Source organism: Hugenholtzia roseola DSM 9546, from assembly GCF_000422585.1.
Taxonomy (GTDB): Bacteria; Bacteroidota; Bacteroidia; order Cytophagales; family Bernardetiaceae; genus Hugenholtzia; species Hugenholtzia roseola.
The window spans coordinates 35,974-49,318 of the sequence record NZ_KE383889.1 but is presented as its reverse complement, the minus strand read 5'-3'; the positions used below and the strand labels follow the sequence as shown (position 1 = coordinate 49,318).

Annotated in this window: 11 protein-coding genes; 2 read left to right on the top strand and 9 right to left on the bottom strand. The window is 43.2% G+C overall.

The window, feature by feature from the left end; genetic code table 11:
* Positions 1-60 precede the first annotated feature (60 nt).
* The gene (locus G500_RS0120855) at positions 61-1,479 is read left to right on the top strand and encodes a sigma-54-dependent transcriptional regulator (RefSeq protein WP_027003944.1); all 1,419 of its coding nucleotides are present in this window, start codon (positions 61-63) and stop codon (positions 1,477-1,479) included.
* A 54-nt stretch (positions 1,480-1,533) separates the two neighbouring features.
* Here G500_RS0120855 and G500_RS24520 read toward each other — a convergent pair whose 3' ends face one another.
* From G500_RS24520 to G500_RS25385, 9 genes are all read right to left on the bottom strand, one after another.
* Positions 1,534-2,682: a glycosyltransferase gene (locus tag G500_RS24520; protein WP_051203992.1), complete on the bottom strand. Its 1,149-nt coding sequence runs from the start codon at positions 2,680-2,682 to the stop codon at positions 1,534-1,536.
* Positions 2,683-2,771: 89 nt separating this feature from the next.
* On the bottom strand, positions 2,772-3,935 hold the full coding sequence (mnmA, locus tag G500_RS0120845) for a tRNA 2-thiouridine(34) synthase MnmA (protein WP_027003943.1): 1,164 nt from the start codon (positions 3,933-3,935) through the stop codon (positions 2,772-2,774).
* Positions 3,936-4,159: 224 nt separating this feature from the next.
* Positions 4,160-5,200 (bottom strand): patatin-like phospholipase family protein, encoded by a 1,041-nt coding sequence (locus G500_RS24515; RefSeq protein WP_035758358.1) that lies wholly within the window; start codon positions 5,198-5,200, stop codon positions 4,160-4,162.
* Positions 5,201-5,335: 135 nt separating this feature from the next.
* Positions 5,336-5,881, bottom strand: a complete 546-nt coding sequence (gene rfbC, locus G500_RS0120830; RefSeq protein ID WP_027003942.1) for a dTDP-4-dehydrorhamnose 3,5-epimerase — start codon at positions 5,879-5,881, stop codon at positions 5,336-5,338.
* 67 nt (positions 5,882-5,948) lie between these two features.
* Complete coding sequence (locus G500_RS0120825; protein WP_027003941.1) at positions 5,949-8,411, bottom strand: TonB-dependent receptor; 2,463 nt, start codon at positions 8,409-8,411, stop codon at positions 5,949-5,951.
* Positions 8,412-8,422: 11 nt separating this feature from the next.
* Positions 8,423-9,085 (bottom strand): 2OG-Fe(II) oxygenase, encoded by a 663-nt coding sequence (locus G500_RS0120820; RefSeq protein WP_035758356.1) that lies wholly within the window; start codon positions 9,083-9,085, stop codon positions 8,423-8,425.
* A gap of 57 nt (positions 9,086-9,142) precedes the next feature.
* Positions 9,143-9,916 (bottom strand): enoyl-CoA hydratase/isomerase family protein, encoded by a 774-nt coding sequence (locus tag G500_RS0120815; protein WP_027003939.1) that lies wholly within the window; start codon positions 9,914-9,916, stop codon positions 9,143-9,145.
* 67 nt (positions 9,917-9,983) lie between these two features.
* The gene (locus G500_RS0120810) at positions 9,984-11,219 is read right to left on the bottom strand and encodes a M16 family metallopeptidase (RefSeq protein ID WP_027003938.1); all 1,236 of its coding nucleotides are present in this window, start codon (positions 11,217-11,219) and stop codon (positions 9,984-9,986) included.
* A 69-nt stretch (positions 11,220-11,288) separates the two neighbouring features.
* Positions 11,289-12,269: a PorP/SprF family type IX secretion system membrane protein gene (locus G500_RS25385; RefSeq protein ID WP_086047995.1), complete on the bottom strand. Its 981-nt coding sequence runs from the start codon at positions 12,267-12,269 to the stop codon at positions 11,289-11,291.
* 199 nt (positions 12,270-12,468) lie between these two features.
* Here G500_RS25385 and truB point away from each other — a divergent pair, with 199 nt between their 5' ends.
* The gene (gene truB, locus G500_RS0120795; protein WP_027003935.1) at positions 12,469-13,191 is read left to right on the top strand and encodes a tRNA pseudouridine(55) synthase TruB; all 723 of its coding nucleotides are present in this window, start codon (positions 12,469-12,471) and stop codon (positions 13,189-13,191) included.
* Positions 13,192-13,345: the final 154 nt, after the last annotated feature.

Genomic DNA, 13,345 nt, shown 5'->3' with positions numbered 1-13,345 from the left:
TTTAGAACCTCCCACAAGGCTTTTTCGTTTTTGGGTTGTTCCCTTCTAATCAAAAGGTTTATGTACGAATTTGAAAGAATCCTTATCGTCGATGATAATGAAGATGTGCTTTTTGCACTCAAACTGCTCCTAAAAAAATACGCCAAAGAGGTCTTGATGGAAATGAACCCCAAGCGGATTCCATTTTTAATGAACCAGCACCCCTACGATGTCATTCTTTTGGATATGAATTTTAGCCGCGACACGACCAGCGGCAAAGAAGGCTTCGAATGGTTAGCCGCCATTTTAGAACGCCAGCCGCAAGCTGCCGTCGTGATGATAACCGCTTACGGAAGCATCGAAACGGCGGTTTTGGCTCTAAAAGCAGGTGCAACCGACTTTGTACTCAAACCTTGGGACAACAAAAAAATCGTCGAGACCCTACGCGCCGCCAAAGCCCAAAAACAGGCACAGGGACAAAACAAAGCCGCCGCGCCCAAGCGCAACGAAAGCCTTTCTGATGACTTTGAACCTGAAAACGACACCACTACAAGCGAGAGCGGTCAGACAAAAGACCCACTTTCCTACCTTATCGGCGAAAGTGAGGCTATGAAACAGGTTACAACGATTTTGAAGAAAGTAGCGACCACAGATGCCAACATTCTGATTTTAGGCGAAAATGGCACAGGAAAGGAAGTCATTGCACAGGCAATACACGCTCTTTCGAGCCGCAAAAAATCGCCCTTCGTCAGTGTGGATATGGGTGCAATTACCGAAACGCTCTTTGAGTCGGAACTTTTCGGACACAAAAAAGGAGCTTTCACAGATGCCAAAGAAGACCGTATCGGGCGTTTTGAAGCCGCCCACAAAGGGACGCTCTTTTTAGATGAAATCGGCAACCTTTCCCTACCCCTTCAAACCAAACTGCTTACGGCACTGCAAAAAAGGGAGATTATTCGTGTAGGGACAAATAAAGCCATTTCAGTAGATATTCGCTTGGTCTGCGCTACCAATATGCCCCTTTATGAGATGGTGCGCCAAAATGAATTTCGCCAAGATTTGCTTTATCGCATCAATACCATCGAAATAAAATTGCCCCCCCTGCGCGAAAGAGGGCGCGATGTCTTGCTTTTGGCACAGCATTTTATCAAAATTTATACAAAAAAATACCAAATGCCGCTTAAAAAATTGGGCAGCGAAGCGCAAAAAAAGCTACTCAACTATCACTTTCCGGGCAATGTTCGCGAGCTACAACACGCCATCGAACGCGCCATCATCATGAGCGAAGAAGACACCCTACAAGCAGGCGATTTCCTCTTTTTGGTAGAGCAAGAAGAAGCAAACGATTTAGACATTCAAGACTACAACTTGGAAAATGTAGAGAAATTAGTCATTCAAAAAGCCATCAGCAAGCATGGAGGCAATATCTCACACGCCGCCAAAGCCTTAGGGCTGACGCGTGCCGCCCTTTACCGCCGTTTGGAGAAGTATGGGCTTTAAATAGCCTTTAAACTTGTTTGAAAGCTACTTTAAACCGCCTTCTAAGCGATAACTTTAACTACCTATGGGCGAAGATTCTTCTTTTTTTGTTATAAAATCTGTTGTAAAAAGTGAAAGGAAATTCGCCGTATTTGCCTGCACAGAATAGCGTTTTTCTACTAATTCTCTGCCCTTTCGTCCCATTTCAGTTCTTAAATTTGCATCTTGCATCAGGGTTTGAAGGGCTTGTTTCCATTCGGCAGAGGTAGTAGCCCAAAAGCCTGTCTGCCCCTGCTGAACAATTTGGCAATTCACGCCCACAGGCGAAACAATGGCAGGAATACCCAAAGCCAAATATTGCAGTGCCTTAAAGCCGCATTTCCCTTCCGACCAAGCATCTGTTTTGAGTGGCATAAGTCCGATATTGCCCACTACTAAGTCCTCTATTTCAGTTTGGGCGTTCCAAGCACAAAACTCAAAATTTTTGAGTGGCAAGTTTGGATTTTTATCACAAATGACCCGAAAAATAAAATCAAATTCTTGTTCTAATTCGGCTAAAATGGGCAAAATCAGGTCTAAATATAACAAGGTAGAATGTGAGCCTGTCCAGACAATGACTATTTTTTCACCTGCGCTAAGGGTCTGATTTTTATACAAATTATGTTTATAGACGGTATCAATCGTGGTAGGATTTAAAATCACCTGCGCCCTTCCTGCGCCTGCTTTTACAAAAGTTTCGGCGTTTTGTTTCAAAAAGGCATTTCCCACACTAATTTTATACGACCACACACAAATTTTTTTCACTTTGGGCGCATTTCTAAGCCTGTGTTTCCACGTTTTTTTTTCTGTTTGGGCTGTTTCTATCCAAATGGCATCATCAAAATCGTAAATGATTTTTTTGCGTAAAATTTTAGCTAAAAACCATTCTACCCAAGGCGCACCCAAAGGGGTAGCCTCGCGATAGATAAAGACAAAATCGGCTTTTTGGGCTGCCCAAATATGAAAAAGCCTTTTGAAATAGCCTTTCAAAACACCCCAGACTTTTTGCAAAGTATTGCCTTTTTTGTATAAAATGCGGTTTGTTTTTTCATCTAAAAAGGAAAAAATTTCGAAAGAAAAGTCATTTTCGCGCAAAGCCTCCAAATATTGTTCGTAGCGAAAACGCTGACCAGGGGCAATATCAAAGGGATAAGGCACTAAAAAGACGATATGTTTCGTTTTCACAGTTTTTAGAATCGTATAAAAAATAAAAAGAGAAATAAATAAAATCCCCTAACCAAAAGGCTTCTGATTAGGGGCTTCTACTACGGTTGTTATTGTGTCTTTTGGGGCTTGTAGAAAGGCAAATCGTTGGTTTCTTTATAGATGCGCTGCGTGCCATACTGTTGGAAAGAGCGTTCTATCCAGCCGCCACCGACTACATCATCGCCTTGATAAAAGACGGCAGATTGTCCGGGGGCAATCGCCTCGACGGGTTCGTGAAAAAGGGCGGTAATGGTATCGCCCTGCTGCCTGATAGTGGCAGGCGTGCCTACGTCATGGACGCGCACTTTGGCAATCACTTCCAAATCGCCTTCTATTTTTGGATATTTTTGCAAACTAATTTTTCTAACCGTCATGCCGTCGCGCCCCAATTCTTCGCGCTCACCCAAAACGACTTCGTTGGTTTCTTTGCGGATTTCCAAGACATAAAGCGGCACTTTATGCGCAATGCCTAAGCCTTTTCGTTGCCCGACGGTATAAAAAGGGTAGCCGTTGTGCTTTCCCAGAATTGTTCCGTCTTGTAGTACAAAATTGCCCTGCCCTACCTCTGCCTCTAAATTGGGCAAGCGGCGGCGCAAAAAGCTACGGTAATCGTTATCAGGAATAAAACAAATTTCATAGGATTCCGACTTTTTGACCAACTCCACAAAACCGCGCTCCATCGCCATTTGGCGAATTTCAGACTTTAATAAATTGCCCAAAGGCAACAAAGTACGCGCTAAGTTGTCTTGCGAAACGCCCCAAAGGACATAAGATTGGTCTTTGTGGTGGTCTTTGCCTTTTGAAATGACATAACGCCCGTTTTCCTGACGGATATTGGCGTAATGCCCAGTGGCAATATATTGACAACCGAGTTTGTCGGCACGTTTGAGCAGCGCGTCCCATTTGATGTGCGTATTGCACAAAACACAAGGATTAGGCGTTCTGCCTGCCATGTACTCATCTGTGAAATAATCGATGACGTAATCGCCAAATTCGGCGCGAATGTCCAAAATGTAATGGGGAAAACCCAAATCTACGGCAATGGCGCGTGCATCATTGATGGAATCGAGGCTACAACAGCCTGTTTCCTTTTTGCCCGTACTGCCTGAAGAGGCATAGTCCCACGTTTTCATGGTCATGCCAATTACTTCGTAGCCTTGCTCATGCAACAAAACGGCAGCCAGCGAGCTATCTATGCCGCCACTCATAGCGACTAAAACTCTTTTACTCATAAGTAGTTACGTTTTGAAAACGGAGTAAAAGTCCGTTAAAACAGAGAAAATAAAACGCCACCGAGAAACCCAAATGGCGACCTCACCAGCGAGGTAGGTCTGACCGCTTTCTTCAAAACGGCACTACCTCCTAACCTCATAAGGTAGGTGCAAAGTTCGGAAAATTATACCAAAAATTCGTTTTTTCTCAAAGAGCGCGAGCAAAATGACCAAAGCAATAAGCTCTAATTTTTCCTCAAAATGGTCTTTTCTAAGTCGAAAGTAGATTCTTTGCCAATGCTCTCAAAATTTTTATTCAGCCATTCTTCTGCCATACTTCGCCCAATATTTCTAAGTTTTTGTAGGAAATTCCATTCGGCGTTGAGTTTGGTAGAAACATTAAGGTTTCGCAAAGTTTGGGCAGGAAAAATGCGGTGCAGGTACAATTCTTTAAACTTGCCATCAATATTGATACCCTTTTCCAACATCTTGCGCACCATATTGATTTGCCTAATGTCGTGAATCAGACTTGCATTAAAAGAAATTTCATTGACCCTATCGCGAATTTCATCTACCGTTTTGGGGACATGGTCGATGCGAATGGGATTGATTTGGACAATCATAATATCGGGCGTATCGGTATTGTCGATAAGCGGATAAATAGGCGGATTGCCCATATAACCACCGTCCCAATAGGCTTCTCCATCAATTTCTACGGCAGGAAAAAGGAAAGGCAGACAAGCAGAAGCCATAACCGATTCTACGGTAATCTCCTGTGTTTCAAACACTTTCACATGGCTTGTACGCACGTTGGTAGCACAGACAAACAATTTTACTTCCTGACAACGCCTCAATTCTTCAAAATCTATAAACTCTTCTAAAACAAATTTTAAAGGATTGATATTTAAAGGATTAAACTGATAAGGCGAAAAAAGCAAAGTAAAATATTCAAAAAAATGATAAGCAGGCGAATAATCCAAACGCCCTTCGCCAAAAACCTTATCAAACGGACTGGGCTGCAAAGGGCTAAGAGTCTGATATTCAGACACCCTGCGCCAAAACTTTTCTAAAAGTGCAATGGCTTCATAGCGTCCGCCCTTTTGCAAGCCATACGCCAAAATTGTCCCGTTCATTGCCCCTGCACTGGTGCCACAGATGCCGTCAATTTTGATGCGCTCATCTTCTAAAAGACGCTCCAAGACTCCCCAAGTAAAAGCTCCATGCGAGCCACCTCCTTGCAAAGCCAAGTCTAATTTTTTTACTGTTTTTGATGTAGAATTACTCATTTTTTTGTGTTGCGGAAATAAAAAGTGGGAAAAAAAACAGCAACGACGTGCTGCCACTAATAGCACAGCAAGTTACTAATTTTTTGCCGTTTTCTTCTTAGCCAAAACGCCAAAGAAGTTGGAAAAGACGCACTTTTAAAGTTTTGCCGCCGCCAGTGTAGGTAAGTTTTTGTCCTTTTCTGAAATGATAATCTCCGATAAAGGCAACGCCCATTCAATTTCGAGGGCAGGGTCGGCAAAATAAATCCCCGTATCGGCTTGGGGCGCGTAAAAATTATCGCATTTGTAAAAAAATTCTGCCCATTCGCTCAAAACCAAAAAGCCATGTGCAAAACCGCGCGGCACAAAGAGTTGTTTTTGGTTCTTTTCTGAAAGTAGAATACTAAAATGCTTGCCAAAAGTTGCAGAATCAGGGCGTAAATCTACAATAACATCTTGAATTTCACCAAATAAACAGCGCACCAATTTTGCCTGTCCGAAGGGTGCGTGTTGGAAATGCAAGCCACGCATTACGCCTTTGAAAGAGCGCGACTGGTTGTCCTGCACAAAAGAAGGCGCAACCCCAACTTGTTTGGCAAAATCATTCAGATTGAAACTCTCAAAAAAATAACCTCTGTGGTCGTTGAAAATCTTAGGCTCGAAGACATAAACGCCTTCAAACGGGGTTTCGGTATAAGGCATAAACGAAGAAGTGAAAGATGGCAGAAAAAGAAAAACAAAAATACAAAACTTTTTCTCAATCCTGCCCCTAATGCGCCCACGCATAGCGCAATCCTATCCAAATGCTTCGCCCTGCGGCGGGAATCCCCCAAGCATAAGGCTGATAAAACTTATCTAAAATGTTGTCTATTCCTGCTTGAATTGTCATATTCCGATAGAGATAACGCGCTTGCAAATCTATTCGCTGCCATGCCAACGCGCCTTTGGGGTGATAAATAAAGGTTTTGTTCTGCTCCTCCAAAGGCAACTTTTCGAAGGGCATAGCTCCCTGCCAATGAAAAAAGCTATTTAATTGAAGTTTTTTATAGCGAAATTGCAAACCCATTCGCCCAAAAATAGGCGGAATGTGCTGTAAGGTTTGCCTGCTTTTTTCTTCAAAACCGTTGGTATAGGTTAGTTGATTTTCCAATAGAAAATGATGCAAAAAATTTATTTTCAAATCGCTGCTGATACCATAAATCCTACCCGATGCGGCATTGACGTAGGCTTGAACTGCACTTTTTTCGCCTTCATACAAGATAGAATCTGCTCCCTGAAAGGTAAAAGGGCGGCGCAGGATAACGGATTTTAATTGCGTATAAAAGGCATTTAGTTGAAAAACTACTATTTCTTTTTTATTTTTTTGATAGTGATATTTCAATCCTATTTCTGCCGTCTGGGTGCGTTCTGGGCGTAGATTTTCATTAGGCACAACCACCTTTGAGGGTTCAGATTCAAAGACTTTGCCTACGTCATCTACATTGGGAGCGCGAAAACCGCTGCTTAAAGCCGCATCTAATTGCAACGAAGGCAGAGGGTGAAAAGTAGTGCCTACGCTATAAGTAGTAGCCGAATTAGTAAGATTTATTTTTTCAAAAGGAAAATCATAAAAAGGGTCATCACCAAAGTCTGCTTTCAAATCTATCCAAGTATGTCGCAATCCAATATTTGCAAACCATTTTTTTGTTAGAACTCTTTTGTAGCCTACAAAAGTTCCTGCTTGTGTGTAGTGGCTGCCCTCACGCGGATAGCGCGTGTCCAAAGCCTCTCTTTTTTGGGTTAGCAAATGGGTAGAAAAAGCCTTAGAAGCGACATAGTTGTATGTAAGTTCTAAGCCGTAATACAATTCATTTTTTTGATTGATAAATTTATCAAAATTTAAGTTTAGACTTCCAATTTTCACCTTTTCAAAGCGGCTTGCCCTATTGGGATTGCCAAAATTGCGATTGTGCCTGCTTTCCTCTACACTTTGATAGGCTACCGTAGCGGCAAAACGGTCAAAGGCTTTCTTTTCGGCTCGCCATTCTATTTTCAAATTTTGTAGAAACCATTTTTGCGCTCCATAATTCCACTCTGCAAAACGAAGTGCATTGTTTCTTGTTTCTATCAATCTATCATAGCGCGGAATGTCGGTAGAAGTAGTAAAAAGCGATAAAGCACTGATAACGAGATTTTTATGTGCTTGAAAACGGAATTTTTGGTAGAAATTTAGCTGCCCATAGCCCGAATTTTTCAGGCGATACGGGTCTGGGTTTGCAAGCATTTTGTCTTCAAAATTCTCCCCTTTTATTTGAGTTTGAACATAGAAAGGGCGCAAGCCAAAGTTTCTGGCTATTGTGCTGGTGTCGGCATTTTCGAGTGAGTTGCGATTTTTTCCTATGCGCAGGTCTTCAAAATCAGAAAAAGAAAAGACCGTTGTGGCAGCCCATTTCTTGCCGCCATAAGCTAAATTTAGATGTAAGGTTTTTTCCCGATTTGCAGAAGCATAGCGCAAAAGTGTTTCTGCTTTGATGTAAGTTTTTTCTGAAAATTGCGGCGTTTGGGTGTGAAAATCTATAACGCCCCCTAAGGCATCACTTCCGTAGAGGATAGCCCCTGTACCGAAAATAAGCTCTGCATTTTCTAAACCATTTACATCAATCATCAAACTATTTTGCAAATTGCCACCTCTATAAATGGCATTATTGAGCCTTACGCCATCTAAAACCAAAAGCAAACCATTGGCAGCAAAACCGCGCAACATAGGGCTTCCGCCTCCTAATTGTGATTTTTGGACAAAAACCTCACCCGTTTTGTGCAGCAAGTCGGGCGTAGTAGCAGGCGCAAGTAGTTTTATTTCTGCATTTCCTATTTTTCGTATCTGAAAGGGAATTTCTGCCTTGTCGCTTTCCCAAGCCTGTGCCGCAATAAAAACTTCTTCTAAATTTAGTATTTTTTCCTCTAAAAAAATCAGCTTTAATTTTTCTTCTTTTTTGATATTGAAAAATAAAGAATCAGGAATGAGAAACTGGGTGTGTTGGAATTTGATAAGCGCGTCAGGTGTAAAATCTTGAAGGCTTGCTTTGCCCTTTTGGTCTGTAACTACTTGATTTTGAGAGCTATAAACAAGCACTCCTGCAATAGGTTTCTGGCTATGTGCCTCCAAAAATAGGATTTGGCTTTGTGCCTTTATCGAAGACAAGGACAAAGCCAAAAAAGCAAAAAGAGCAAATAAAAAGTACAATTTTTTCATGAAAAGGCAATTTAGAACATCATATTTTCGCGCCTAAGCCAACCTGTCAGGCTTGCGCGAGGGCGTTTGGTGGGCAAGACCTCATGCCAAACGGTATCGCTACGCATACAGACCAAAGTACCCATCTGGGGGGCAATGTCGAGATAAGGCGTATCAGCGTTGGGGGGTAGTGGTGCGCTTAGGTGCGGCTCTGTTTGGTAAATCCTAAGACAACCTTCATCTTGGGGTGTCCAATTTTCATTCAGATATAAGACACAAGAAATTAACCTTTCTTGCACATTTTGATGTTGGTCTAAATGTTTTTTGTAGAAACTGCCTACGGGATAAAGGGCGAAATGGGCTTCAAAGTGCCTAAGATTGAGGAAGAAAGCGCGATTAAGAGCCAATCGCACCTGCTCGATTTGCGCCCAATAGTGCCTTTGCAAGTCGCTTAGGTGGGCTTCTTCTAACCAGTGAATATAGTCGCCTCTTATTTCACTTTTTAGCCGAAATTTTGAACCACTACCAATGCCTGCTCGCACAAATTCGCCTTCTCGGTAGGTTTGTTTTAGTTCTTGGTATAATTCCTTTGCCATTTGTGTAGGTAAGAAATTAGGGATTTCCGACCAATGTTTAGACGCAAGGTCTTCTACAATTTGTTCGGAAAGTGTAGGCTCGATGGGGACGATAGGCATAAATGGGCATAAAAGCGTGAAAGGAGTAAATCACCTAAGAAAGTCGTCTAAAAAGCACTACCAAACGATTTTTTCTTTGTTTAAAAACGCCGCAATTCCTTTTTTACAATCTTGTGTGGCGCGTGCCTGCGCATTAAGGGCGGCGGCATAGAGAAGTGCCTGCGAAAGGTCTTGCTCTTGGACAATTTCAATCGCCTTTTTGGTCATAAACATTGCCTCTGCCGAATTATTTTTACACAAGATTTGTGCAAAATTTTGCACTTTTTCAGTAAGATTTTCCGCCTCTACCACTGCCGTAATGAGTCCGATTTGCTCTGCCTTTTGCGCCGAAATAAGTTCGCCCGAAATGAGCAGATAACGCGCCTGCATCTCACCAATCTTACGCAAGAGAAATTTGCTCACGATAGCAGGCACAAATCCAATTTTAACTTCGGTATATCCAAATTTAGCTTCGGGAACGGCAAAGACAAAATCGCAGACGGTAGCCAAACCGCAGCCTCCTGCCAAAGCCGCGCCTTGTACGGCGGCGATAGTGGGCTTGGGAAAGCGATAAATCTGTTCGTATAAGTCCTTTAAAAAAGAGGAGTCAGCCAAATTTTCTTCGTAAGTATTGGTTTGTAGCGTTTGCAAATAAGCCAAATCTGCCCCTGCACAAAAGACAGTGCCTTTGGCTTGTAGGACGACGACTTTTACGTTGTCGTCTTCCGCTGCCTTTGTAAAGGCTTCTTTGAGCTGGGCTACTAAGGTTGCACTAAACGCATTTCTCTTTTCGGGACGATTTAAGGTCAGATAAGCTACTCTATTTTCGGTGTGATAGGTAAGGTCTTGCATGGGAAACAACTTTGAAGGGCAATTTTTTAAAAAGGCAATATTACAATAGCACAAAGCTGGCGCAAAGTTAGCGTATCGCGCGATAAAAAAGCGTGCTGCAAACCTGCGGATTCAAAACTTTTTGTGCCACCTGCTTTACCTGCGCTAAGGAAACGGCGCGAATTTGCTCGATTTCCGTATTGACAAGGTTTGTATTGCCCAAAAGAGTCGCATACGCCAAATTGACGGCGCGATTAAAAAGCTCGATATTGCCCAAGACTACGCCCGATTCTACATGATTTTTAACCCTTTGCAGCGATTTTTCGTCTAAACCAGCCACTACCCTTTCAAGTTCCTGCTCCAAAAGGGCATGCGCCTCTTCGAGCGTGTGGGTAGGATTGACTTTGCCTTGTATGACCAAAAGCCCTTCGTCAAACGAACCCATGATGTAAGATTGTAGCGAAACAAAAACTTCCTTTTCACGCACCAGACGGCGAAAAAGGGGCGAAGCCTCATCTCTTGCCAACATATCGCTCAATAGGTCGGTGGCGTGATAGTCCTGCGCCAGACGGTTAGACATTTTATAGGCTTTGTAGATGGCATCAAGCGGCACTTTGGCGGCTGTTTCTTCAAAACGCGCCTCTGTTTGCAAGGGTTCTTGTGGCAACAGACGCGGCAATCGCTCTCCTTTTGGAATCGGCGCGAACCATTTTTGGGCTAAGGCTTCCACTTGCTCGGTCGTAACGTTTCCTGCCACAACTGCAATGGCATTATTAGGCAGATAATAACGATAAAAAAAATCCTTCACATCTTGAAGTGTAGCCTGCTCTATGTGGCTAATTTCCTTTCCTATCGTAGCCCAACGATAAGGGTGCTGCTGATACGCCAAAGGGCGCAATTTGAGCCACACATCACCATAAGGCTGATTGAGATACCGCTGTTTAAATTCCTCGATGACCACTTTTCGCTGCACCTCTAAGGGTTCTTCGCTAAAATCGAGGGCAAGCATGCGGTCGGATTCGAGCCAAAAAGCCGTTTCGAGGTTGTTGGCAGGTAGGATGTCGTAATAGTTTGTTAGGTCGGGCGAAGTAAAGGCGTTATTCGAGCCGCCAACCAGCTGCAAAGGGCGGTCGTAGGTAGGGATATGTTTCGAGCCGCCAAACATGAGATGCTCAAAAAGGTGCGCAAACCCCGTTTTGTGTGCCTCTTCGTCGCGCGAACCTACATCGTACATCAAATTAAAAACTGCCATAGGCGTATCTTTGTCTTGATGGACAAAAAAGCGCAATCCGTTGGCAAGCGTAAAAGTTTCGAAATGAAGCATAATCAATTTTTTAAAAGCCGAAAAGAAGGGTTTTGAAGGGCGTTTTGAGCGGCACAAACGTTTGAAAAATTAGAAGCGGAAGCGCGTTGTGCGTTGGGTAGGCAAAATGGCAGGGCTTGGCGCAGGCAGGCGGAAACCTATCGTAACTTCGTGCGAAGTAGGCTGTTTGGCAGGCTGTCCGCTCACTACTAAATCAAAAGAGTACATAATTCTCAAATCTTTTTTCTCTAATAAATTTGCTCCTACCATCAAAATTGCATCATCAAAGGCATTGGAAGCCCTTGCACCTAAGCCCAAATGGTAGCGGTCTTGCAGCGTAAAAAGGGCATTTCCCTGATAGGAAAAGGTATTGAAGTCGGTTTGCAACATGGCAGAGGGCGAAAAGAAAAGGCTTTCGGTTAAATCAAACTTGCCGCCTACCATCAAATTGGCATGGGTAGTCAGGGAGGAGATGTTGATTTGCGTGCCGTAATTAAATTGGGTAGGAAGTAGGTGTGTAATGCCTGCGCCTGCAAAAAACTTAGGATTTTCGTAAAAAATCCCTGCTGATAAGTCGGGTTTGAATTGATTTTCCTTGCCCCCTTGTGGAATATTGGGGTCTCCTGCCTCATTAGGGCGATATAGGCTAAAATCAATCGCCTGATTATAGACCCCTGCACGCAAACCGATAGAGAGTTTGCCCTCATTTTTCAAAGCCACATGATAGGCATAGGAAAGCATCACTTCCGTACTGCTAAGAGGTCCTAAACGGTCGACGGCGAGGTGCAGCCCGATACCCGAATTGATGCGATTCAGGGGTGCAGAGATGCTCACTACCTGTGTGGCAGGTGCGCCGCCTTGGTCGAAGGTAGCGGTGTAGCCTGCCCATTGTGAGCGATAGACCGCGCCCATTTCTATAAAATCGCTATTTCTGCCTGCTGTGGCGGGGTTGAAATAAAGCGTATTGAACATGTATTGGCTAAACTGGGCATCTTGTTGGGCAGATGCTTGGGTTTGAAAAAATCCGAAGCCAACACAAAACGCAAGGAAGAGGTATAGATTTTTTTTCATATCATTTTCATATCGTTGTTCTGGGCGAAATTAAAATTGGTCTGCCCAAAAAGTTTGACAAGTCGGAACGCCTATACTGCCACAAAAGGGCAATGCGCCAAAAGGTCTTAGTCTTTTCGCAAAAATAAGGTTATTTGTTGCAAGATAATCATATTTTCGCACTCTCAAAAGAATTTTTCACAAGCCAACTCCATACCTTATGTCGTTTTCGCCTCTTATTAGCCCGCAAGCCTTTCAAGACGGACAGGTTTTGCTTTTAGACAAGCCCTACACTTGGACTTCTTTTGATGTCGTCAATAAACTGCGGTATGCCTTACGCCGCTTTACGGGTCAGAAAAATATCAAAGTGGGGCATGCAGGCACATTAGACCCCCTTGCCACAGGGCTACTCCTGCTTTGCACAGGCAAAATGACCAAACAAATTGATGCCTTCCAAGCCCAAGAGAAAACCTATACGGGCAGTTTTTGTTTGGGCGCAACCACACCTTCCTACGACAAAGAAACGGAAATTACGACACATCATAACCTCGATTTTTTACAAAAAAACATAAAATATGAGGCTATTCAAGCAGTGATACAATCTTTTATAGGAAAAATAGAACAAGTGCCGCCGCTTTACTCTGCCGTTTCAGTAGAGGGCAAACGCGCCTACCAAGCCGCAAGAAAGGGCGAAAGCCTCACACTCAAAAGCCGCCCAATAGAGATTTTTGAATTTGAGGTAGAAAAAATAGAACTCCCCGAAGTCTTTTTTAGGGTTCGTTGCTCAAAAGGCACTTACATTCGCAGCCTCGCCCAAGATGTAGGGCAAAAATTAGGCGTAGGGGCGTACCTTTCCAGCCTAAGACGCACCCAAATCGGCGATTTTAAGGTAGAAAATGCCCTTGCCGTACCCGATTTTTTGGCTCTTTTGAAAGAAAGCTAAAAGACTGCCCTAAAAAAAAGTTCGTAGCTACCCTTTTGTGATAGCTAAAAAAGACTGCTTGCCGACAAAAGTTAAACAAAATGGCGCAAAATCTCATTTTGTTTAACTTTTTTGATGCAAAACGCCACAAAAGTACAGAAATAAACCTTTAAAC